Source organism: Acinetobacter sp. ANC 4648 (assembly GCF_002135345.1).
Classification (GTDB): Bacteria; Pseudomonadota; Gammaproteobacteria; order Pseudomonadales; family Moraxellaceae; genus Acinetobacter.
Genome location: NZ_NEGI01000002.1, coordinates 326,171 through 350,004, shown reverse-complemented (window position 1 = coordinate 350,004; position 23,834 = coordinate 326,171). Strand labels below are relative to the sequence as shown.

The following is a 23,834-nucleotide window of genomic DNA, read 5'->3' as shown; positions in this document are numbered from 1 at the left end:
GATATTTTGAATTTTGTTTTTCATTCCTTTTTGTTGTGCAGCTTTTATCAATAGATTTTTGCGAAGTATTATTGAAATGCTCTTTATTTGTATTGCAAATAAGGCTGTAGAACAAAAACGTATTACACCCAATATTTCATGGATATAAATGATGGAATTTACTTTTAATGCATTCTATACGCTTATAGCTGCGGTTATTGTTTTATTGTTAGGCCGTTTTTTGGTTAACAATATTGATTTTTTAAGACGCTACAATATTCCTGAACCTGTGGCTGGTGGTTTAGTTGCTGCAATTTTATCTTTAATTGTTCATAACTTATGGGGATATAGTATTTCCACAAGTAGTGAGTTGCAAACCAGTTTTATGCTAATTTTCTTTGCTTCAATTGGTTTAAGTGCAAATTTCGCTAAGCTTAAAGAAGGTGGTCTAGGTTTAATTGTTTTCTTAGTTTGTGTCGCATCATTTATTGTCGTACAGAACTTTGTCGGAATCAGTCTTGCAACACTCTTAGGTATTGATCCGTTAATTGGTTTAATCGCTGGTTCAATCACATTAACCGGTGGGCATGGTACTGCTGGAGCTTGGGGTGAGATTTTAGAAAAGCAACACGGTATTCACGGTGCTTTAGCACTTGGTATGGCAAGTGCTACTTTTGGTCTGATTATCGGTGGGATTATTGGTGGACCATTAGCGAAGTTATTGATTAACCGTTACCAACTTGCACAGCCAAATAGTATCGCACAAGCAAAATCACGTGATTCACAACTAGATTCTGGAAATGATTCAACTGAATTTGTTCCTTTTGAATATCCGCATCAAGTTCGTCTAATTACAGCAGATAATGCGATTACGACTTTAGGTATGTTTGCCGCATGTTTAGCATTTGCTGAATTCATGACTGGTTTTAGTAAAGGAACTTGGTTTGAATTACCGACTTTTGTTTGGACATTAGCTGGCGGCGTGATTCTACGTAATGTGTTAGAAAGTGTATTTAAAGTAAGTATTTTTGATCGTGCGATTGATGTCTTTGGTAATGCATCATTGTCATTATATTTAGCAATGGCATTATTATCTTTAAAATTATGGCAATTGTCAGACTTAGCTGGCCCACTTGTCGTCATTTTAGGGGCGCAAACCCTGACGATGGCATTGTATGCAGCATTTGTGACCTTCCGCGTAATGGGTAAAAACTATGATGCTGCTGTATTAGCAGCGGGACATTGTGGTTTTGGTATGGGAGCAACACCAACGGCTGTTGCTAACATGCAAGCGATTACCAATATGTATGGTCCTTCGCATAAAGCATTTTTAATTGTTCCTTTATGTGGTGCATTTTTTGTTGATTTAATTAATGCCACAGTTATTCAGTTTATTCTTAAATTCTTTGCATAGTTTTAATTAAAAATGAGCCCCTTAGGGGGCTTTTTTGATGAGTAAAGTAATTTGAAATGTCGTGTTAGTAGGAATCAATAATGAACGAACCACTTAATAATACACTCATGCAATGGGTGAAATTTTTAAATGCCCCATTGTGGGATTTTTTGGTCATTTTATTAATTGTCGTAGGTGTCTTTTACACTATCGCAACGGGTGCAGTGCAAGTTAGATTTTTTTTACAAAGTCTTAGAGTGATGAAGAGTAGTCGTAAAGAAGGCGAAGATCAGCATGGAATAACACCATTTCAAGCTTTTGTAACAGGTTTGGCAAGTCGTGTAGGAGTGGGTAATGTTGCTGGTGTTGCTATTGCTATTGCCATAGGTGGCCCTGGAGCAGTTTTTTGGATGTGGCTCACTGCATTTTTAGGGATGAGTTCTGCATTCGTTGAATCATCATTGGCACAGCTATTCAAAGTGCGTGATACACAGAATCAGCAATTTCGTGGTGGTCCAGCTTACTATATTCAAAAAGGTTTAAAGCAAAAGTGGTTAGCTATTGCTTTTTCATTGGCTTTGATCCTAGCGTATGGTTTTGTCTTTAATGCAGTACAGGCAAACTCAATTGTTGCGGCAACGAGTCATGCATGGGGATGGAATAAAGCTGATCTTGCCATACCAATTGCTGGTTTTACTTTAAATGTTTCGTGGGTGGGGCTAGCCTTAGTTATTTTGACCTCTACAATTATTTTTGGTGGAATTAAGCGAATTGCAAAAGTAGCTGAAAGTTTTGTCCCATTTATGGCAATTCTTTATTTATTGGTTGCACTATATATTGCAGCGATTAATTTACCAATGCTGCCAGACATATTTAAGTTAATTGTGACCAAAGCTTTTCAGTTTGATGCAGCCGCAGGTGGCTTTTTTGGTAGTATGATTTCTATGGCGATGATGCAAGGAATCAAACGTGGATTATTTTCAAATGAAGCTGGTATGGGCTCTGCACCGAATGCAGCAGCAGCTTCTGACGTTAAACATCCAGTGAATCAAGGCTTAGTACAAATGCTTGGTGTCTTTGTTGATACCTTTGTCGTATGTTCATGTACAGCCATTATTATTTTGACATCAGGTGTATATCAAAATAGTGGATTGGAAGGCGTTCAGTTGACCCAAATGGCCTTAAGTAGTCAAATTGGAAGTTGGGGCAGTGATTTTTTAGCGGTTATTTTATTCTTATTTGCTTTCTCTTCAATTATTGGAAATTATGCTTACGCTGAGGGCAATGTCCAATTTATGAATAACAATACAAGATTAATGTTTGTATTCCGTATTTTAGTTTTAGTGATGGTATATTTTGGTTCGATTACTTCTGTACCTCTGGTTTGGGCCATGGCAGATTTATCGATGGGACTTATGGCAACCATTAATCTCTTTGCAATTTTGCTTTTAACACCATTTTTAATGATGTTATTAAAAGATTACACTTCACAGTTAAAACGGGGTATTAAAGATCCTGAGTTTAAATTGGATCAACATCCTAAATATCAGAAAAAAGTTGATTCTGATATTTGGTAATTAAATAAAATTTAAGCCTCATTTATTCAAAGTAATGAATGGGGCTTTTTAGTGGATATTCATTTTTTAAGCGCTTTAGTTGATGGTGAATTATCTACGAAGCCATTCATTCATCATTCAATGCTATTTTCATTGTATGAAAATATATTCATTTTTGTACTTCAATTGAGGTGTTATCACATTTTACTGAGCTGAAAATTCAAGGCTTTGAGCCAAGTGCCTTAATATATAATTAATTGAAGACAGTTTAAATAAATACAACAGCAATATTAAAAAAAATATGCTTAGATGCAGCTGAGTTTTTTGGCTAAATTAGTGGGATCGATGAAATTTATAAAAACATTAATTTTGTTGAGCAGTTTTAGCTTAGTGGCTTGTCAGCACAATATTACACCAATAAATACTGCTCGTTTGCCTGTGATACATGAGGCTGAATCAAAATTAGATCAAAGTTTTTATCAATTCAAACAATCTTCCAAAAAACCTGTGATTGCTTTGGTACTGGGAAGTGGCGGTGCAAGAGGTTATGCCCACATTGGGGTGATTGAAGTACTCGAAAAATATGGCATTCAGCCTGACTTTATTGTGGGAACCAGTGCAGGTAGTGTTGTTGGCTCAATCTATGCCAGTGGAAAATCAGCGGAACAGTTACGTGCTATTGCAATGCAAATGAAAGTCGGTGATGTTCGAGAAATTAATATCGGGTTCAAAGGTTTCTTTGATGGTAAAAAAGTTGAAGATTATGTCAATGAACAAGTTGCAGAGACTTCTTTAGAAAAAATGAAGATCCCGATGTATGTGGTGGCCACTGAATTGAAACATGGCAAAAAAGTCATTTTTAATTATGGCAATACTGGACAAGCAGTTCGAGCTTCAGTATCTATTCCAAGTATGTTTATTCCAACTAAAATTGCTGGGCAAGAATATGTTGATGGTGGTTTAGTTAGTCCTGTACCTGTGAATGTCGCACGAGATTTGGGTGCAGACATTATTATTGCTGTAGATATATTGGCTCAACCCATTTATACAGAAACCAGTAATGTTTGGGGGCTGTTCAACCAAAATATAAATATTATGCAAAATAAGCTTGCGGCTGAAGAATTAAAAAATGCCGACATTGTCATTCAACCTGATTTACGTGAGAAAGCCCATATTTTTGATGTCAAAGGCCGCCAAGAAACGATTCAGGCAGGAGTGGATGCAACATTGCAGCGCTTATCAGATATCAATACAGTTTTAAATAACAAGAAACGTCAAGAGCAACAAAGTGAAAGCCCACTCAATGCTTTTAATTAGGCTTTTAGATCTTCGGGTATTTAAAAAGAATCGTTTTTATTTGCAGAGTTTTCTTTTGAAATTAAGCCAACTAGGGATTATTTAGCATTGGAAAGGATGCTTTATATCATTAAGCTGAAATAAATTCTGTAATCTAAGATATTTTGAAAAAGTGAAATTTCAGTTAGTGATCTATCCAATAAAGCTATAAAAAGAAGTATATTATATTCAAATGATTATATATTTTAAAAATGATCCCAGCGTTAATCATCATTTGCATTAATGGGCAATTGCCGAATTAAACATGTTTTTTATCTGAAAAGATATATAATAATAGTGTTATATCTCCTGTCTTAACCCGAGTCTAAAAACAATGTCTCCATTAGATCAAGTGATCCCAGCCACAGACGATCAGTCTGAATTAAGCATGTCTGTTTTAATGACACCAGACATGGCCAATTTTTCAGGTAATGTACATGGGGGAACTATTCTAAAGCTGCTCGATCAAGTCGCATATGCATGTGCAAGTCGTTATTCAGGTAGTTATGTGGTGACTCTATCTGTCGATAAAGTGAACTTTAAAGAACCCATTCATGTGGGTGAGTTGGTGACATTTTTAGCAAGTGTGAACCATGTGGGTCGAACATCAATGGAAATTGGAATTCGTGTGGAAGCGCAAAATATTCAAAAGCGTACCGTTCGGCATACCAACAGTTGTTACTTCACCATGGTTGCTGTCGATGAAACTGGAAAACCAAAACAAATTCCCGCATTAAATTTAGATAATGATTGGAAACGTTGTCGTTTTGAAGCAGCAGAGCAGCGTAAAGTCGCACGTTTACATGATAATCATAATCCATCATGTAGCATTTATAAAAAATCTGCTCAAGGTTAAGCATATGCTTGAATCAAAAGGCTACGGTAAAAGTAGCCTTTTAATTTGCAATTCAAGATACGTAAACTTGAGCTTCTAGTAAATAAAAAGACTGAATTACAGCAGTAGAATTCAGTCTTTTTAAATAACAAGAAAACTAAATTGACTAAATATAGTGAATGAATTATGAACGTGTATGTGAGGATGGCGTGGCCATGGTATCTTCTGCGGCACTTTCACTAGTAGCAGGTTGGCTGGTCGTAGGCTGGACTGATGTTTCATCAGTTGTAGCTGCTTCGGGTAATTTTTGGGTCGAAACGATTACTTTTTCAGTTTGGTCTACATGCTTGGTTGCAGCAAAAGTTGTTGTAGCAGCAGTTAAAACAAAAGTTGTTGTTAATAAAATTTTAACTAATTTCATATTAGGCATCCTTATTTAATTAAAAGACCAGCAGGAACATGTTTTTGAATTACATTCAAATTTCATAATGTACGTTCGTCTGGTACGGAAATCATGCTAAGGGCAGAATTTAAAATCGGCAATCTTATCAACAAACAGAAACAGTTTGGGTAACGTGATTTACACAATCATCTCGCTTATGTTGGATAATTGTGAGAAATAGAGTATTAGTTTCAATTTAAAATGTATGGAAATATTAAAAATAGAATAAAAAATAGGCGTTAAAATTACTTAGATTAAACAATGAAGCTGTGACTGAGGAAAAATATATATTTGATTTTTAGATTAAAAATGAATTTTAATTTAAAAAATAGATTAAATGGTGATTTTTAAAATAAAGATTATTATATTAAGATTCAGTTTTATAAGTGTTTTATATAAATTTATTCAATATTTGAATTTAATTATATATCTAATAATGAAAATAGCTAAGTTATCGGGTTAGGATGATAATTAGATTGTTTTATTTAAATTGATGAGAAGGTGACGTGAAATTAGTTCATTCCAAAGCAGTAAAAACCCATATTATTTCAGGATTTTTAGGTGCAGGAAAAACCACCTTATTACAAAAATTATTGCTTCAAAAGCCAGAAGATGAAACATGGGCAATATTAATGAACGAATTCGGTCAAATTGGAATTGACCAGCAACTGTTACCTCAAGGAGACGGTTTTGAAGTTAAAGAATTGTTGGGAGGCTGCTTATGCTGTATCACTCAATTACCCATGCAAATTGCATTATCACGTTTAATTCAAAAATCCCAACCAGATCGTCTATTTATAGAACCAACAGGTTTGGGGCATCCAGCACAATTGTTAGAACAATTAACGGAACCACATTGGAGGAATCAAATTGATATGCGAGCGTTGGTGACCGTCGTTGATGGTTCACGTTTACATGATATTGAGTGGAGCAGTCAAAATCTCTATCAAGATCAACTCAAAGCGGCACAAATTGTGGTTGTTTCACATACTGATACCATGAATACTGAGGATAAGCATGCATTAATCCAATTACAAAGTGAATATCTCGCATATGTTCAAACTTGGATAAAAGCTGAACAGGGCAATATTCAAATCGAATGCATTGATATCCCTTTTGTTGGCATCGAACGAAAGGTACAGCCACTGCTTCAAATACAAAAAAAATACGCTTCACAACAAGTACTGCCTGAAATTAAGCAACTTCCTTATCATTATGTAGAAACTGCTCAGGGTTATACGGTAGTGGGATGGAAATTTTCGAAGCGGTGGCAATTTAATTTCTATGATGTGTTGGATTTATTATGTGAACAACAAGATTGGTTGCGTATTAAAGGTATATTCAATACCGATCACGGCTGGATGACCTTTAATTTTAATCCGGAACAATTAAATTATAAGTCTGGCGCTGAAAATATTGATAATCGGATTGAAATCATTACCAAAGAAACTCAAGACTGGGACAGTTTTGAGGCAAAACTTTTAAAGTGTCGTATAGATCAGCCACAGCATTGAGCATAAATTTGGAAATCATTTAAGAAATTATTCACGAAATCTTATAGACTGAGCGCCATATTTGAGGATACTTTTTATGGCGTTAAAAGCGACAATTTATAAAGCAGATTTGAACATTGCCAATATGGATACTCATCAATATGTTGATTATCAGCTGACAATGGCATTGCATCCATCTGAAACGATTGAGCGTTTAATGGTACGTGTATTGGCCTATGCGCGTTTTGCCGATGAGCGTTTGGAGTTTACCAAAGATTTATTTGAAACCGATGAACCCGCTTTATGGGAAAAAGACTTAACAGGTCAATTGGTAAAATGGATTGAAGTTGGTTTACCTGATGAAGATAAAGTCAAAAAAGCTAGCGCACGTTGTAAAGATGTTGCTGTTGTCGTTTATGGTTCAGCAGTAGCTGAATGGTACAAACGGAGTGCAAAACTTAAAACTTTAAAAAATGTGCAAGTTTGGCAATTATCTGAAAAAACCACTGAAGCGATTCAACAATTATGTGAACGCACTATGCATTTACAATTAAATGTTATGGATGGTGAATGGAGTTTGATTGGTGATCATGCTCAAGCAGAAGTTGAGTGGACACAGTTACAATAATGCCTAGATTATAAATGAAGATGCAAGCCAAAGCGCTTGCATCTTTATGCTTAAATTTCGTATATCTAAGTAGAAGAATAATTAAAATGCTGAGCTAGTATGCATCCAGATATTTACCATTTGCTGATTGCACTTGCCATCGGGGCAGTGATTGGTACTGAACGTGAGTATCGTAGTAAATCTGCGGGTTTAAGAACCATGATTATGGTGAGTTTAAGTTCGTGTTTGTTTACTATTTTATCTATTAAAATTGGGGTAGAAAACCCAGATCGATTAGCCGCAAATATTCTAACAGGGCTTGGTTTTTTAGGCGCAGGTGTTATTTTTAAAGATGATAACCGGATTTCGGGAATCACCACAGCGACGACAATTTGGATGGTTGCAGCACTCGGCATGGCTGTTGGGGCTGGTTATGAATTACTGAGTTTATTTGGAACTCTAATTGTTTTAATTGTTTTAATTTTCCTAGTATATATTCAAGACAAAATTGATGAATTTCATCAAGCACGTAATTATATGATTTTATGTGAATATCAGCAGGAAACTTTAGATAAATATGAAGATTTATTTAAACAGCATGATATGAAAATTTTGCGTGGTGTACAAAATAAAACTGAAAAATACATAACAGGGCGTTGGATTTTAATTGGATCAGCGCAGAATCATAAGAAACTGACTCAATATTTACTGGGTGATGATGAAATTAAGGAATTAAGTTTTTAAATTAATCACTCCATTAAAATTTTTTTAGAGTTGGAGGCGGCAATATGCGTGATGCTTATGAACGTGTGATTCGCTTTAATCAAGACCGAGATGCAAGATTCTTGCCTTTAAAATATAAACTCATGTCGAGCAGTGCCTTTCGGTTTTTCCGTGGATCTTGTCATCTCTTCTACGAAGATTTAGCTCAACATCAGACTTGGGAAGACCAAGCCTTGGCTTGGATTTGTGGTGACTTGCATGTCGAAAATTTTGGGTCTTATAAGAGTTCACAAAATGTGGTGTATTTTGATTTAAATGATTTTGATGAAGCTGTATTGGCATATCCAAGTTGGGATGTGGTGCGTTTTATTTGTAGTATTTTTCTCGCAGGAAATGAGCTTAATTTACAGAATCACGATCTTAAAAATATTGCTCAGACTTTGTTAAATGAATACTTAGATGCATTAATCCAAGGTAAAGCATTTGCTTTAGAAAAAGAGACTCTAGATGGCATTCTAAAAAAATATATTAAAACTGTAGCTGAACGTGATCCTATAGTCTTTCTAAATGCACACTCACAATTTGATGGACATAATAAAAGAGTGTTAACGATTGATCAGAAGAAATATTTTTCAATTGATTCAAAAAAGAATAAACAGCAGTTAATGACTCAGTTTCAGGACTATTTAAATATTCAGAATGAACACGGTGAGATAGTATTTCAGGTCTTAGATGTGGCGATACGTGTTGCAGGAACGGGCAGTATTGGTTTAACACGCTATGTCTTTCTGGTCGAGCAGACTGTGGAAAAACAATTTTATTTATATGATGTAAAACAGGCTCAAGCATCTTCTTTAATGTTCAATCCCATATTAAAAAATCAGCAACCTGCATGGAAAAATGAAGCTGAGCGGATTCAGACGATCCAAAACTTTATGCAGTATATTCCTCCAGCCTTATTTTCTCGCTTTAGTTTTCAGGGACAATCCTATTTGGTCAAAGCTTTACAATCTGAACAAGACAAAATGGATTTTAAACAATGTATTGAAAAGTCGAAAAAATTTACCGATGCTTGCCATTATATGGCACGTTTAATGGCGTATGCACAAATTCGTTCAGCAGGTCGAAAAGGCTCTGATAATATTGATGAATTAATTGATTTTGCTGCACATGCGCAAGTTTGGAAAACCCAACTATTAGAATATGCGTATAATTACTATCAACAGGTATTACGCGATTATGAAAGTTTCTGTAATGCATATGCTTCACAGCAACAGATTGATCCGCAAGTTATAATTTAATGCAACGTTTAGGTATTGATATGTCAAATGAACTAGAAATTATTGATTTAAAAGTTGGTGAAGGCAAAGAAGCTGTTAAAGGTGCTTTAATTACTACGCATTACACCGGTTGGTTGGAAGATGGAACCAAATTTGATTCTTCCGTTGACCGTGGTAATTACTTTGAAACTGTAATTGGTACAGGTCGCGTTATTAAAGGCTGGGATCAAGGGATTATGGGGATGAAAGTAGGGGGGAAACGTAAATTAATCGTTCCTTCACATTTAGCATACGGCGAACGTAAAATGGGTAAAGTTATTCCTGCAAACTCGAACCTCATTTTTGAAATTGAACTATTTGATGTGAAAACACGCGATTAGTTTATTCGAGAATAAAAGCTCTCATTTTGAGGGCTTTTATAAGTAATGTAGTAATTTGAATGCTAAATCACGATGCTAAAAATAATATCAGAGTCTATAATTGCATTTATAATATCTAAGTTGTAGAAAAACATAATATTTTAAATATACTTATAATTATGTGGATAATATGAAGAAACTATTGAACTCGTGTAAGTTATTTAAAATTAATAAAATAATAAGTAATTTTAAGTTTGTTTTCAGGTTAAGCATCTATAAACTAGCAATGAAAAGAGATTGGTTCAGGAAGTCATTAAAATGGTTTCTTCGCACAGAATGTTGAAGTTTTGTCTTGAACTTTTAATCTGAATAAACAAAGATAATGAGCTGAAATTTATGTTAAGTCATTTTTTAAAACCCGCTTTTATTGCATGTCTTTCAATGTTAACTGCATCTTTCAGTATGATTGCTAAGGCAGAAACAGAGAAAGCGGATACGTCTACGTTAACGATTATTGGTTATCATGAAATTACAGACAAAAAAGATGCTTTAATTCCACAATATGCGATTACGCCAGCTCAGTTTGAACAGCAAATTAGTTCATTACGGAAAAATGGATTTAATTTTGTCAGTGTTGATCAGATCTTAAAAGCCAACCAAGGCAAATATAAACTACCCAATAAGCCACTACTGATTACGGTAGATGACGGCTACCAGTCATTTTACAAATATGCATATCCTGTGGTCAAAGCTAACAAGGTTCCTGTGGTATTGGCTGTGGTTGGGTCATGGTTAGAACCAAAAGCTAACCAAAAGGTCAGCTTTGGTGATGAGATGATTAAACGTGACGAAATTTTATCATGGTCAGAATTGAAAGAAATGCAGGACAGTGGTTGGGTTGAAATTGGTAGTCATAGCTATAATTTACACCATGGAATATTAGGGAATCCGCAAGGAAACTCCCAACCCGCGGCAACTACTCGCTTGTATGATCCTGCAACTAAAAGTTATGAAAATGATCAAGCCTATGCAGCTCGTATTTATGCAGATTTAAAGAAAAATAATCAAGTTTTAAAGGCGCATGGTATTCGTAGTCCACGTGTGATGGTTTGGCCTTATGGTCGCTATAATTTAGAAACGGTTGCGATTGCTAAAAAATTAGGCATGCCAATTACGGTAACCTTAGATGATGGTGCCGATTTCGTTACTAAGCCGCTGGATCATTTAAATCGAATTCTGATTGAAAATAATACTTCGTTGAATGATTTATTGGCAGATATTAAAACCCGTGAGATGGGTTTGAATGATAATAACCGCCCACAAAAAATCATGCATATAGATTTAGACTATATTTATGACAAAGATCCAATACAGCAAGAAAAAAATCTTGGCTTATTGTTAGATCGTATTGTTGCAATGAAAGTGAATACGGTTTATCTACAAGCATTCTCTGATCCAGATGCAGATGGTTCTGCTGATATGGTGTATTTCCCGAACCGCTATTTACCAATGCGTTCAGATTTGTTTAATCGGGTGGCTTGGCAAATTCAATCACGCACACAGGTGACGCGTTTATATGCGTGGATGCCTTTGTTGGCATGGGATTTACCTAAAACCAATCCAGTATCGAAAGACGTAGTAGTTACTCAACAAGCGAAAAAGACAGACCATTTAAATATGGGCTATCATCGCTTAAGTCCTTATTCGCCTGAAGCACGTGAAGTCATTCAAGGCATTTATGCCGATTTAGGAAAATCAGCGACATTTAATGGTATTCTATTTCATGACGATACCACGTTATCTGATTATGAAGATGCAAGTCCTCAAGCTTTAGCTGCCTATAAAAAAGCAGGCCTATCGACTGACTTAGACGCGGTACGTAAAGATGATGCAGAGATGCAAAAATGGACAGCGTTCAAAACCAATACCATTGATGACTTTGCGCTGCAACTTGCCAATCAATTGCGTTTTTATCAACCTTATTTGGTGACTGCACGTAACTTATATGCTCAAGTGGCCTTGAATCCATATTCTGAAAACTGGTATTCACAGTCTTTAGAACAATCATTAAAACGTTATGATTTTACAGCGATTATGGCAATGCCATATATGGAACAAGCACCAGATAAAACTAAGTTTTATGCAGATATTGTGAATCGTGTGAAAAAATATCCACATGGTTTAAAGAAAACTGTATTTGAATTACAAGCATTAAACTGGAGAACTAATCAACCCGTTCCTTCCGCTGAGATGGCAGATACGGTGAAGTCGTTGTATCAACAAGGTGCGATGCATGTGGCTTATTATCCAGATGACCCGTTCCAAAATCATCCAGATCCAGTGATTATGCGTAAGGTTTTTGATTTACAACCTAATCGCCTAGTGCCATAGAAGTATTAAACATGAAGACTTTCCACAGTGTTTGGCATATTGCATTGAGCTTTGTATTTTTCTACCCCTTGTTTATGTCTTATCTATGGATGATCGGTGCGATTCTTTTCTATAGAAAGGAACGTAAGGAACCACCTTATCAGCAGCCAGCGGCTCTAGAAAGTTATCCCCTAGTTGCTGTATTAGTGCCATGTTTTAATGAGAGTGATAATGCAGAAGAAACCATTACTTATGCGTTGTCGTTAGATTATCCGAACTTTGAAGTTATCGCTATTAATGATGGTAGTTCAGATAATACTGCAGAAGTTTTGGATCAATTAGCTGATAAGTATGACAAGCTGCGTGTGGTTCATTTGGCACAAAACCAAGGTAAAGCGATGGCTTTGCAAGCGGGTAGCTTGTTAACTGAAGCAGAATATTTACTGGGTATTGATGGGGATGCGTTATTAGATCCACATGCTGCAACGTGGATGGTTCGCCATTTCTTAGAAGATGAAACGGTCGCGGCTGTGACTGGAAATCCGAGAATTCGAACGCGTTCCACTTTGTTGGGCCGTATTCAAGTTGGTGAGTTTTCATCGATTGTCGGTATGATCAAACGCGCACAACGCAGCTTTGGGCGCTTATTTACGGTATCCGGCGTAATTACCGCATTCCGTAAAAGTGCGGTGCATGAAGTAGGATATTGGTCACCGAATATGTTGACTGAAGATATTGATATTACATGGAAATTACAGCGTGCTGGTTGGGATATCCGATTTGAGCCGAATGCATTGGTTTGGATCTTAATGCCTGAAACTTTAAATGGTTTATGGAAGCAGCGTCTGCGTTGGGCAATGGGTGGGGCACAAGTACTCATTAAGAATATTGATGTATTATTTAAACCAAGACTGAATTATTTATGGCCTTTAATGATTGAGTTGATTTTAACTTTAGTGTGGTCATATTTAATGCTGATTATGGCTATTATTTGGCTACTACATTTCGTTTTGCCTTTAGAGGCGGTGAGCCAAGGCATTAGCTCACCATTTTTACCGTATGGTAGTGGAATTTTATTAGGTGCAACCTGTTTATTTCAGTTTGGTTTAAGCAAATGGATGGATAGTAGGTACGAACCTAATTTATTTAAAAATTATTATTGGATGATTTGGTATCCATTTGTTTTTTGGTTAATCACGATCAGTGCCAGTATAATTGCATTTCCAAAAGTACTGTTACGTGGTGGTGGCAAACGTGCCCGTTGGGTAAGTCCTGACCGCGGCGTTCGCTCACAGGATTGATATTTTTGAGTGATAAAAAAATGAAACCAAGTAATTTGATTATTGATATAAGACGTCAATTACCATGGCATAAGCGCTATATGTCGAACACCTCAACAGCAATGTTATGGGCGATGTGGATTTTATTGTGGCGTCCGCTGATGTTAATTGTTGGTGTGATTGGTATTCAAAAACCACATTTATTAGATAATTTATTCTACGCTCTCGGTTTAGGTGTACAACATGGACTGACCACATTATTGGCCTGTGCTGTTGCATTATTGCTTTGGAGTAGATTTGTCCCTTCGAAAATGTTCAAAAAAACCGAGACTAAATCTTTGAAGGATTATGTTGAATATTTTGATTTACCAGAACAAAAAATTATTCAGGGGCGTCGTCAAAAGGTAAGTACTATTTATCATGATGAAAATGGTAAAATAACAGTCATTGAATAATATATTTAATATAAAAAAAGTCCCACAGTTGTGGGACTTTTTATTGAATGCTATTGGTCTAAACAGGATGTGTAAATAAAATGCTTGGGATGTGTATGGAAACAGCGTTATGCAAAAAATAAACTCTGCGGAAAGTATTCGTGGTTTAGCGTGTTTAGCTGTGGTTTTTTCACATTTAAGTCTCAGTTTTTTCCCATATCTACATTTTTTTGATCCACATGATCAAGCAAATAATGCATTTATCCATGCAGTTCATCATTCACCCTTTGCATTTTGGTATTCAGGTACTGCTGCCGTATTTGTTTTTTTTGTGCTGAGTGGTTTTGTTTTATCCTATGCCATCATGAAAAATCCTGAACAAATAAAAGATAAAATTAAAAATATGTTGGTCAAGCGCTATCCACGCTTGATGATTCCAGCACTTACGTCATGTTTATGCATTTGGTTTGTATTTCAGTTTATTCATATTGACAGTAGCCATGCAAATGGTTGGTTTCAGGCTTATGTCACGCAAAATTTTTCTTTAAAAAAAGCCATTTATGAAGGAACGATTGGTTCATTTTTCTTTTCCGAAAGTGAAATTAACTGGGTACTTTGGACCATGACGCTTGAACTTCTAGGTTCTTTTGTCTTGTTCTTTTTAATTTACTTATACCAATGTAAAAAAAGTTTATTTTTTATTGGATCAATCGTCACGCTTTACCTTATCTATATTTGGAAGGGTGAGGCCTTTAGCTTAGCAATTTCTAGTTTTGTTATTGGGATCTATTTTTATTTATATGGTCGTCGTCTTTCTACTTCCATAGCACTATTGATGTTGATTTTAGGATTATATTTAGCTGGTGCACATAATACCAGTTACTCATATGCTTGGATTTATTCAATTTTAGGTGAAAAGACTTATGAATACTGTAATTTTCTTGCAGGCATATTCATTGTTTATAGTATTTTGATGAGTCCAAAACTATCGACATTGTTAGATCATAAATTTTTTGTTTGGCTCGGAAAAGTGTCATTTTCGGTCTATTTATTGCATTTATTAATGATTTATTTAGTTTGTCTCCCATTATTGAATTTATTTTTAAATTGGGGTTATGCTTATGTACCATCTGTCATTTTAGCTTCAGGGCTATGCTTGGTAGTGACTTTGGCTGTTGCAGAATTATATAGTCGTTATGTCGATCAGCTGGCCATTAATGTGAGTAATCGCTTGGCCAAAATAGTATTAGAGAAAAAGTAAAATTAATTTCATCGTCTAGCTGCTTTAATGTTGTTACTAAAAGGCAGTGACACGGCTGTACCAGTATAATTCAAAGGATGAATTTTGCTGGTATAGAAGTAAAATTCTGACCAATGGTTGTTATAGCGATTGTATTTATGTGATAACCATCTGAGTAATACGCTATATTTAAATAACAAGAATGCGCTATACGTCGCATCGACTAAAGTAAATACCAAAATAACAAAGCAAAATATTAAAAATTACTTTGAAGTATAGGTCAAGATTAGGTGACCTGAATTTCGATGATGCTTAGGCCTCTCGATCAAATGAGGAAATGACATATGGCTAAATTGATGCTTCTTAGCTTGCTCATTATCACTATTTTTTTACTTTGGCGATTCATTTTTAAACCAAAGATGAATAGAGATTTCAGCTTAAATTTGGATGAACGAAGCAAATCGTTAGGTGCTTTTGAGCCGGTGATAGTCAGCGAAGCTAAACCACTTTTTGAAAAAGCCAACAAAGAAGAGCAATGCTGTTTTGATGCAGTCGCGCAGTTGTTTTTTGAGCAGAAAATTAAGCGTAAAAATATTGAAAATGCGGAGCAGATTCAAGCCAATTTTTTAAATAAAATGCCTGCACCAACACTAAGTCAAATTGGTGAATTTGACTTAGGTGAATGGTGTATCTATTGGACTTATAAAGATCAATCTTTAGAATATTATGTCGGGCGTTATGGTGTATTTTGTACTCATGTAGACCGTTATGGGACGGAGCATAAGCTTGAATCTAAATATGCGAACAACTATTCAGATTAATATCAGGATGTAAGTTTTTATTTTATAAGTAATTAACAATATACTTAAATATGCTGATCGAGTCTTTGTGCAATTTTATCCCAAATTTGTATTGCATCCTTGCGAAAATATCCCATATGTCCAATGTGTTGCATTCCCACATCTTCAGGTGAGATATTAATAAATTGTTTAGCTGAGCTACTGTAATGTTGCATAAAGGCATAACGTGAATTGGGTAAAGCCCAACTATCATCTAAAGAAGAGACGCCAATAATAGGCGTTTGAACTTGAGAAAATTTAAGTAACAGTTCACTGCGAAGTTGCTTATCTGCAAAAAAATAAGTGGGATGTTTGCACCATTTCCGCCATTCAGCATAAACACCTTTGGGTAAGTCTGCACCCATATTAAATTTGCTCCACGGTAGATAGCCAGTCAGTGCAACCAGTGGTGGAAAGACCACATTCCAAATGATTTTAACTTTCAACATTTCTTTAGTGGGCATATAGCCAGACCAACCTGTACCAGTGCCAAAGCTGATCATCATTTTCACATGCTCATGATTTGAAGTTAATCCCAGTGATTGCCCGCCGTAGGAGTGCCCAATCATGAACAGCGGAGTGCCATTCTGGCTAAGATATTGGATTGCACCTGAAACATCATATTTGCCCCAATCTAAATAGGACATTTCAAAACCTTTTAATTTTTTTGGAGCCGATGCTGCAACCCCACGATAATCAAAAGTAAAAACTTGATAGCCAAATTGTGTCATATATTCTGCAAAACGGCGATAAAATGCTTGTGGAACACCAGTCGCACAGACCAATAAAACATTGGCTTTGGCTGTTATTTTCGGTGTATAAAATGTTCCAGACAATGTATAACCATCGGTCGCAGGGAACTTGATCACTTGTTTTTCAAAATCAAGCTGTAGATTTGGTTGAACATGGGAGTTGTGCATGAGGTGATTGATTATCCAAAATTTTTAAGCGCTATTCATTCGGAATAGGCTGAAGTTATTATTTTATTTACCTTTAAAATTGGGGCTACGTCTTTCCAACATCGCTCGAACCCCCTCAGCTGCATCTTCAGAATGGAGTAATGGGTTTAATAGGTTTTGTAACTGATTAAAGGCGATTTCTGGGCTGTGTAAAAAAGCTTGATGAGCCGATTTTAAAGTGGCTTGTACCGCAAGTGGTGCTGCACTGGAAATACGTTCAGCCAGTTCAAGTGCACGAATTAATGGTGAATGATCTTCGACGACTTCGGTGATTAAATTCATTTCATAAGCATCTTTTGCATAAAACATATCACCAGTAAGGATGTATTTCATAGCTTTGACCCAACCTGCCGCTTGTACAAAACGTACTGTTGCACCACCAAAGGGTAAAATACCGCGCTGGACTTCAATTTGAGTGAATTGAGTATTACTATTCGCGACTACAAGATCTGAATTCAGCATTAATTCGATTCCTGCGGTATAGCAATAGCCCTGTACTGCAGTTATCAAAGGTTTAGTCCGTTGGCGACCAATAGTTCCCCAAGGGTTGACCGTTGCATCTGAAAATTCAAACAAACCATCTGCCAGTTTAGGTTGTAATTCAACTAGATCTAAACCAGCGGTAAAATGCTCACCATGCGCAAATAGAATGGCACAGCGCAGTTCAGGATGCTCTTCATATTCAGTGAGCGCTAAGGATAGGTCATGAATCATATGACTATCAAAGGCATTCCTTTTTTCGGCTCGATCTAAGCCAATTAAGAAAATTGAACCACGAATTTCACGGCTGACTTTTCCTTGCTGTTGATTTTTTTGATCTATCTGCTCATGTGTTGTCATTATTTTAGTTCCTTTTGTTGTTCTAAATGTTTTATCTGTTTTACTTGAATAGTGTCAACTGAAAGTTATGCAATGTCTTTTTATTTTTAGAAAAGTGAGAGATAAGTGACAGATTGAATTTGAGATCATTTATTAGATGGAAAATGATTTTTGGAATTTCACTGATAGAGAGGATTCAGTAGTACTGGATGAAGCTTATCTAAAACTTACTATAACGATATTGTTCCAAAATTTATTTAATGCAAATTGTAGATTAATAACCTATTGATTCATTTGCCTGAGATAAATTAAACGCTAAATAGAATAAGTAAATGATAGGCGGATCAGTACATTTTTGAATGAACCATAAATAGTATGAATTACAATTTATGATTCTATACTATTTATTAGCTTTGCTATTTTCAGTCATGATGACTATTCAATTTAAATGAACAATGACGCAGTTTAAAGTGTAATTTTACTTGCATTCATTAAGCTTTTTTTCATAATAGCCTCATCCAAAAATCTTAAAGTTATGTTTATGTCTCCATTAGAAATTGTTGCGGTTTTAATTAGTGTTATTGGCGTTACACTAACGATTAGACGGAACATGTGGTGTTGGTGCTTTAACTTTCTAGCATTTGTTTTATATGCTTATTTATTTTTTACTTTTAAGCTTTATGGCGAAACTATTTTGCAGTTTTTCTTTATTGTGGTGAATTTTTATGGTTTTTATCATTGGCTAAAAGGTAAGCAGCAAGATCATGAGATTCGCATAGAACCGATATCCCCTAAAATTGTAGTTTTTCAAATGCTTTTAGCTGCGGTGGGTGGTTTGTTATTTGGGTTATCGTTGCATTATTTTACCGATGCAGCTTTACCAATGCTAGATTCACAGCTGGCTGCATTTAGTTTGTTAGCAACTTATTGGACCAGTCGTAAACACATTGCCACTTGGATTCTATGGGTATTTGTAGATATCGTTTATGTGGGCATGTTTATCTATAAAGATTTATATCTAACAGCGGGATTATATGCTGCCTTTGTCGGATTAGCTGCATATGGTTGGTGGCAGTGGGAGCAAGTTAAACAGAAACAATTAACGGCTCAGTTTAAGGGAATTTGAGTGAATTGAATACGGAGAACGTGATGCTCATTGATTTTATTAAATATCAACTACAGCAGTTTGATAATCTAGCATCACGAATTCTTCCGGAACCTGAGAAATATGTTCAATTTGATTCGGTTTCTGATTTTTATAAAGAACCATGGTTAGATGACTTTCCTCAAGGAACCACATGGGCTGCGACAGGTTTGGATGATGGCGCAGAGGAATTTTATGCCATCATTCGCTATAAAAATCATTATTTAGAAATTCATCATACTCAATATACAACTCTGAAATTTGGCATACATGACTCAGGAAATGTCGTGTCGGGTTAATGACATGCTACGGAAAATTCTCTTTAATCTTGAAGGTCAAGCATGCATTGAAAACACAACAGGACTCTAATAATTATCAGGGTATCCATAATGTTGAGATGGTGATACAGAATACTTTTAATAAAATGATAATGAATAAGGATGAATTCAATGGCACATCGTTTTACTGTAAATGCGACCATTCATGGGGTTTCAATTGATGAATTTAAACGACTTGCGGCAATTACCTCATTGCATGAAGCCGTATGTCGACGTATTCCAGGTGAGCATTTAGAAATTTTAGAATCTCAAGTGGCTGGTGATTTGTATACATTACGCCGTGCGTATAATTTAGATGTGAATATTCCAGAAATTGCCAAAAAATTCCTCAAAGATGCTTTCCGTTTAAAAAGAACAGATATTACCAATTTAGACACTTTAGCATCTACGGTGGTTTTAGCTGCAAATCTGCCTTTAGATGCAAGTTGTGATCGTACCGTGACTGGTGATGATCAAAAAATACATCTGAAGTTAGATTGGAGTCTTAAAGTCAGAGTGCCTCTAATTGCAGGTATGCTAGAAAAACATGCGGAAGGGGAAATTCGTAAATTTACGGATATTGAAATTGAAATTGTTGAAGATGAATTAAAACAAAATGTAAAAGTTTAGAATTTATTTTAATCATGGGTTGATCACGATAGGGTGTAATGGGTTGTATATTCATAGTGATCAATTTATTCAGATCTATGAGTCCAGAATGATGAAAGGCACGATACGCCTGATGGGTATATATTTTTGAATATGATCCAGTCCGTGTTGAAATGGCATAATGATGAGCATGAATTTTTACCAGCGTACAAAATAAGGCACTATCGAGATTACTGAACCGATGATCAGTAGTAGGGCCATCTGATCGATGAAATATGGAAAGATTATCAAGATTAAACCACAGGCAAAAGGGACCGTTCTTTTTTGCTTTTTACCGTATAGGAAATAACCGAAGCCAATCGAACTAAATAAGACACCGAGTAATAGAGTAGAGGTGTTCATATTATTTATTTTTGATGAAAGAATCATGATTTTATAGCGAATTAAAATTAAAGCATGCTTAAAATAAAATTATTTCACTTTAGAATTATCATGAATAAAGCGATTTAGAATCTATTTTTATTTTTTTGTATGCGAATCAGGCCACTATATAAAATGCGCAGCAGTATCATACTGCTTATGACAGCACCAATAATGACGATTTTATGTTGCTGTGGCATTAAAAATTTCCAGAATACGTGTAACCAATGACTGATTTGTAAACCGACACTAACAATGACAAAAGCCCAAATAAAACAAGCCAGTATATTGATGACTATATAACGCGATCTAGAGTATTTTTTGATACCGAAGCTCATTGGGATCACTGTTCTGAGCCCCCAAGCAAAGCGCATGAGTAAAATACTTGATGTTGGATAACGCTCAATTAATTGACTCGCACGTTGAAATTTTTCATCTAATTTTGGCCGTTGTTGGATAAAGGCATAGCCGTATTTTGCACCAATTTGGTAATATAATTGATCGCCAATAAATCCACCCAGCATGGCTGCGGCAATGAGTAACCAAAAATTGAGCATATGTTGATGTACGGCAAATGCGCCGAGCAATAGAATTGTTTCACCTTCAAAAAAAGTGCCAATAATGATGGCAAAATAACCATAGTGTTGTAAGAGTGATGACCAATCAAGCATAGATAAATTCTTATTAGTAAATGAGGTGAGTTTTAGAAAAGCATCTTTTTATATGTTCATAGCATACGATAATATGCATAAATTAAGTAATTTTGATTTTTAGTTTATTGAATCAATTGGATCTATTTAAAAATTCCGCTGTACCCGAATTAGGAGTCCGTTTATGACTACAATTTTACCTGTCGCACAACGTGGTGAGGCAGTTTTAACCTTAATTGCAGTACATGTTGTTGAAAGCGAATTCAATAGTGCATGGTTAAATGGATTAGCAGAGGCTATGCAAGCCACTATGCTTGAGCGTAATGGGGTTGGTATTGCTGCACCGCAAGTGTATGTATCTAAACGCATCATTATTGTGGCTTCGCGTGCAAACCCACGTTATCCCGATGCACCTGAAATGGATGCTGTGGTAATGGTGAATCCTGAAATTTTAGAAAAATCTGAGCAAACAGTTTTAGGTGAAGAAGGTTGTTTAAGTGTGCCAAATGAACGTGGACAGGTCGCACGTGCTGAAATGGTGAGAGTTCGTTATTTCACTTTAGCGGGTGAAAAGATTGAAACTGAATTTCATGGCTTTCCTGCACGGATTGTTCAACATGAAGTGGATCATTTGGATGGAATTTTATTTGTAGAGCGCTTATGAAAATGTCTGATTTAGTGATCTTAAAATTTTTTCTATAATAAAAAATTAAAAAAACCTGCTCGTGATTTACGTAATAACATGACGGATGCTGAACGTGTACTTTGGTCAATCTTACGCCGTAAGCAAATTTTAGGATTACAGTTTTATAGACAAAAGCTATCCTTATTTTTATTAAACTAATAAAATTGAGCTAAATATTTTATTAGATATAGAGGGATTATGAAGACAAGTACTCAAGAAACTAAATCAATTGAAGATATTATTAAATTAATCGACAATAAAAAATTAGTACTTCCAGAGTTTCAACGAGATTTTAAATGGCCATTAGAGAAAACAGAAACATTATTTGATTCAATTTTAAAAGATTTATTTATAGGCTCATTGATTGTATCTAAGCCCGATTTTGATCTTGCTTGTCGTGATTTTGATTTAAGAGAAAGAGGGAAAAGGGAGAGAAAACCGAAATCAAAACAATACACTTATGATGATTTTGAGCAACAAGATACTTATACTTTATTAGATGGCCAGCAAAGGGTTACTTCTATTTATCGAGCGATTAAAGGTATAGATAAAATTTATGTAACATTTAAACATACAGATATGTTAACTACAGAAGATATTTGGGATGCTCATACAAAAAAGATTAAAACTAAAATAGATATTCCATTTGATCGATATATTGATGGTGTCACTTCAGTTAAGCCAAGTTATGATACTTTTTATATGTGTTTAGGGGATATATATGAAAATATTGATGAAGAGCAAGATGAATTTGAAGAAGCAGTTATTTATCCTATTTTGAATAATGAAAAAGCAGCTTTTATGAGCGATTTAAGAGAGGTATATAGAAGGTTTGCTATTAAGTTTTGGAGTAACTTTAAAACGGATATTTATAAAAAGACAAATTTAATTTCTGTACAGCTCTTAAATATGGATTTGGAAAAATTTTGTTTATATTTTGAAAGAAGTAATTCTCAAGGACTAAACTTGTCATTTACTGATATTATAACAGCAAAAATATATTTGACTTTTAATTTACGTGAAGCCCTAAAAAAACTGGAAAATGAATCATACTTTTCTGAAAATTTAGTAGATCCTTTGGTTCGTTATATTAATTTTGTCGCAAACAATGATGTAACAAAGAAATCAATTTTAAAAGATTTAACAGGTGATCATTTTAAAGAAAACTGGGAAACTACAGTTAAAGATGTAGTACGAGTTCAAAAATGGCTTGAAAATAGCAATCACTGGGTTTTTAAAGTAGTAAATATTCCATATAAAACGATGCTATTACCTCTGTTAAGTTTTGTGCAAAATTTGCCAAATAAAGATTTTTCTCAAGCAACATCACAACAAATCTCAACTTTGAAATTTTGGTTTTATGCTTCTATTTATGATAATCGTTATGGTGGAGCTAGGCATGGTTCAACTAATGTAGTTTTAAAGAAAGATTGTGAGATATTGAGGGATTTAGCAAAAAATGGAACAGTTCCATTAGAGTATTGGAATAATTTTAAGATCGAATTTAGTTATGATGAGTTTCTAAATATTGATGCAAATAATAATACTAAATTTTTGACTGTAAACTATTTAATGTGGAATGAAAAAAAGTTTAAAAATTTAGAAAATAATGCAAATATTTCTATTGATGAGAAAATTGATGTTCATCATATTTACCCTATTAAATATATTGATAAAAAATTTGTAGTAAACTCATTTGAAGATGAAAGAGTTGATAGTGTTTTAAATAAAGTTCGTATACCTAAAATATCTAATATTAAAATTAGAGATAAAGCTCCAAACGTATATATGAATGAACTGGTCATGCATAATATTACTAAGGATGAAGATAATAAATATTCATCTGAGGATTATGGTTTAGCTAAAAATGAGCTTATTAAAAGCTTGGAAACTCACTGTATACCATTTAGTGAAGACTTACTTCAAAGTGATAATGATGTAAAATTTGAAGTTTTTTTAAAGGCAAGATATCAGCTTTTTGAAAAATATCTTAAGTTACTTAGTGAAGCACATGTAAATCTAAAAACTGGACAAAGTCAGATTTGGTTATAATAAAAATCCCCTCA

Annotated in this window: 24 protein-coding genes and 1 pseudogene; 20 read left to right on the top strand and 5 right to left on the bottom strand. The window is 34.9% G+C overall.

What is annotated here, in order from left to right; translation table 11 throughout:
* The first annotated feature begins 151 nt into the window (after nucleotides 1-151).
* The 4 genes from gltS to B9T27_RS04715 all read left to right on the top strand — a co-directional run bounded on the left by gltS (nucleotide 152) and on the right by B9T27_RS04715 (nucleotide 5,119).
* A complete protein-coding gene (gene gltS, locus B9T27_RS04730; protein WP_086205694.1) occupies nucleotides 152-1,393 on the top strand; it encodes a sodium/glutamate symporter in 1,242 nt (413 codons plus the stop codon).
* An 80-nt stretch (nucleotides 1,394-1,473) separates the two neighbouring features.
* Nucleotides 1,474-2,949 (top strand): alanine/glycine:cation symporter family protein, encoded by a 1,476-nt coding sequence (locus B9T27_RS04725; protein ID WP_086205693.1) that lies wholly within the window; start codon nucleotides 1,474-1,476, stop codon nucleotides 2,947-2,949.
* A 324-nt stretch (nucleotides 2,950-3,273) separates the two neighbouring features.
* Nucleotides 3,274-4,245 carry a patatin-like phospholipase family protein gene (locus B9T27_RS04720; protein ID WP_086205951.1) on the top strand — a complete coding sequence of 324 codons (972 nt, stop codon included), beginning with the start codon at nucleotides 3,274-3,276 and terminating at the stop codon, nucleotides 4,243-4,245.
* A 352-nt stretch (nucleotides 4,246-4,597) separates the two neighbouring features.
* Entirely contained in the window at nucleotides 4,598-5,119 is a 522-nt protein-coding gene (locus tag B9T27_RS04715; protein WP_086205692.1) for an acyl-CoA thioesterase, read from the top strand.
* Between the two features lie 163 nt (nucleotides 5,120-5,282).
* Here the strand turns inward: B9T27_RS04715 and B9T27_RS04710 are convergent, their stop codons facing one another.
* Nucleotides 5,283-5,519, bottom strand: a complete 237-nt coding sequence (locus B9T27_RS04710) for a hypothetical protein (protein WP_086205691.1) — start codon at nucleotides 5,517-5,519, stop codon at nucleotides 5,283-5,285.
* Between the two features lie 527 nt (nucleotides 5,520-6,046).
* Between B9T27_RS04710 and B9T27_RS04705 the strand changes: the two genes are divergently transcribed.
* From B9T27_RS04705 to B9T27_RS04660, 10 genes are all read left to right on the top strand, one after another.
* A complete protein-coding gene (locus tag B9T27_RS04705; RefSeq protein ID WP_086205690.1) occupies nucleotides 6,047-7,054 on the top strand; it encodes a CobW family GTP-binding protein in 1,008 nt (335 codons plus the stop codon).
* 76 nt (nucleotides 7,055-7,130) lie between these two features.
* Nucleotides 7,131-7,661 carry a YaeQ family protein gene (locus tag B9T27_RS04700; protein ID WP_086205689.1) on the top strand — a complete coding sequence of 177 codons (531 nt, stop codon included), beginning with the start codon at nucleotides 7,131-7,133 and terminating at the stop codon, nucleotides 7,659-7,661.
* A 99-nt stretch (nucleotides 7,662-7,760) separates the two neighbouring features.
* Complete coding sequence (locus tag B9T27_RS04695) at nucleotides 7,761-8,384, top strand: MgtC/SapB family protein (protein WP_086205688.1); 624 nt, start codon at nucleotides 7,761-7,763, stop codon at nucleotides 8,382-8,384.
* 44 nt (nucleotides 8,385-8,428) lie between these two features.
* Entirely contained in the window at nucleotides 8,429-9,664 is a 1,236-nt protein-coding gene (locus tag B9T27_RS04690; protein ID WP_086205687.1) for a DUF2252 domain-containing protein, read from the top strand.
* 20 nt (nucleotides 9,665-9,684) lie between these two features.
* Nucleotides 9,685-10,023, top strand: a complete 339-nt coding sequence (locus tag B9T27_RS04685) for an FKBP-type peptidyl-prolyl cis-trans isomerase (RefSeq protein ID WP_086205950.1) — start codon at nucleotides 9,685-9,687, stop codon at nucleotides 10,021-10,023.
* 375 nt (nucleotides 10,024-10,398) lie between these two features.
* Entirely contained in the window at nucleotides 10,399-12,393 is a 1,995-nt protein-coding gene (gene pgaB / locus B9T27_RS04680; RefSeq protein WP_086205686.1) for a poly-beta-1,6-N-acetyl-D-glucosamine N-deacetylase PgaB, read from the top strand.
* An 11-nt stretch (nucleotides 12,394-12,404) separates the two neighbouring features.
* On the top strand, nucleotides 12,405-13,673 hold the full coding sequence (gene pgaC / locus B9T27_RS04675) for a poly-beta-1,6-N-acetyl-D-glucosamine synthase (RefSeq protein WP_086205685.1): 1,269 nt from the start codon (nucleotides 12,405-12,407) through the stop codon (nucleotides 13,671-13,673).
* Nucleotides 13,674-13,693: 20 nt separating this feature from the next.
* Nucleotides 13,694-14,107, top strand: coding sequence for a poly-beta-1,6-N-acetyl-D-glucosamine biosynthesis protein PgaD (pgaD, locus tag B9T27_RS04670; protein ID WP_086205684.1), 414 nt, complete (start codon nucleotides 13,694-13,696; stop codon nucleotides 14,105-14,107).
* Between the two features lie 109 nt (nucleotides 14,108-14,216).
* Nucleotides 14,217-15,347: an acyltransferase family protein gene (locus B9T27_RS04665; protein ID WP_086205683.1), complete on the top strand. Its 1,131-nt coding sequence runs from the start codon at nucleotides 14,217-14,219 to the stop codon at nucleotides 15,345-15,347.
* 323 nt (nucleotides 15,348-15,670) lie between these two features.
* Nucleotides 15,671-16,147 (top strand): hypothetical protein, encoded by a 477-nt coding sequence (locus B9T27_RS04660; protein WP_086205682.1) that lies wholly within the window; start codon nucleotides 15,671-15,673, stop codon nucleotides 16,145-16,147.
* A 44-nt stretch (nucleotides 16,148-16,191) separates the two neighbouring features.
* Here B9T27_RS04660 and B9T27_RS04655 read toward each other — a convergent pair whose 3' ends face one another.
* Nucleotides 16,192-17,085, bottom strand: a complete 894-nt coding sequence (locus tag B9T27_RS04655) for a serine aminopeptidase domain-containing protein (protein WP_086205681.1) — start codon at nucleotides 17,083-17,085, stop codon at nucleotides 16,192-16,194.
* Between the two features lie 63 nt (nucleotides 17,086-17,148).
* The gene (locus tag B9T27_RS04650; protein ID WP_086205680.1) at nucleotides 17,149-17,964 is read right to left on the bottom strand and encodes a crotonase/enoyl-CoA hydratase family protein; all 816 of its coding nucleotides are present in this window, start codon (nucleotides 17,962-17,964) and stop codon (nucleotides 17,149-17,151) included.
* A gap of 520 nt (nucleotides 17,965-18,484) precedes the next feature.
* On the opposite strand from B9T27_RS04650, the gene pnuC reads away from it, so the two are divergent.
* From pnuC to B9T27_RS04635, 3 genes are all read left to right on the top strand, one after another.
* A complete protein-coding gene (gene pnuC, locus B9T27_RS04645) occupies nucleotides 18,485-19,069 on the top strand; it encodes a nicotinamide riboside transporter PnuC (RefSeq protein WP_086205679.1) in 585 nt (194 codons plus the stop codon).
* A gap of 23 nt (nucleotides 19,070-19,092) precedes the next feature.
* Complete coding sequence (locus B9T27_RS04640) at nucleotides 19,093-19,386, top strand: hypothetical protein (protein ID WP_086205678.1); 294 nt, start codon at nucleotides 19,093-19,095, stop codon at nucleotides 19,384-19,386.
* A 150-nt stretch (nucleotides 19,387-19,536) separates the two neighbouring features.
* Nucleotides 19,537-20,034, top strand: a complete 498-nt coding sequence (locus B9T27_RS04635; RefSeq protein ID WP_086205677.1) for a DUF2505 family protein — start codon at nucleotides 19,537-19,539, stop codon at nucleotides 20,032-20,034.
* 177 nt (nucleotides 20,035-20,211) lie between these two features.
* Here B9T27_RS04635 and B9T27_RS14980 read toward each other — a convergent pair whose 3' ends face one another.
* Together B9T27_RS14980 and B9T27_RS04625 are read right to left on the bottom strand one after the other, a co-directional pair.
* On the bottom strand, nucleotides 20,212-20,415 hold the full coding sequence (locus B9T27_RS14980) for an amino acid transport protein (protein WP_086205676.1): 204 nt from the start codon (nucleotides 20,413-20,415) through the stop codon (nucleotides 20,212-20,214).
* Nucleotides 20,416-20,519: 104 nt separating this feature from the next.
* A complete protein-coding gene (locus tag B9T27_RS04625) occupies nucleotides 20,520-21,104 on the bottom strand; it encodes a DedA family protein (RefSeq protein ID WP_086205675.1) in 585 nt (194 codons plus the stop codon).
* A 163-nt stretch (nucleotides 21,105-21,267) separates the two neighbouring features.
* Here B9T27_RS04625 and def point away from each other — a divergent pair, with 163 nt between their 5' ends.
* The 3 genes and pseudogenes from def to B9T27_RS04610 all read left to right on the top strand — a co-directional run bounded on the left by def (nucleotide 21,268) and on the right by B9T27_RS04610 (nucleotide 23,820).
* Nucleotides 21,268-21,747 carry a peptide deformylase gene (gene def / locus B9T27_RS04620; protein ID WP_086205674.1) on the top strand — a complete coding sequence of 160 codons (480 nt, stop codon included), beginning with the start codon at nucleotides 21,268-21,270 and terminating at the stop codon, nucleotides 21,745-21,747.
* 33 nt (nucleotides 21,748-21,780) lie between these two features.
* Nucleotides 21,781-21,903: pseudogene (locus B9T27_RS14750) on the top strand (DUF559 domain-containing protein); the annotation flags it as partial.
* Between the two features lie 63 nt (nucleotides 21,904-21,966).
* Nucleotides 21,967-23,820: a DUF262 domain-containing protein gene (locus tag B9T27_RS04610; protein ID WP_086205673.1), complete on the top strand. Its 1,854-nt coding sequence runs from the start codon at nucleotides 21,967-21,969 to the stop codon at nucleotides 23,818-23,820.
* The last annotated feature ends 14 nt before the right edge of the window (nucleotides 23,821-23,834 follow it).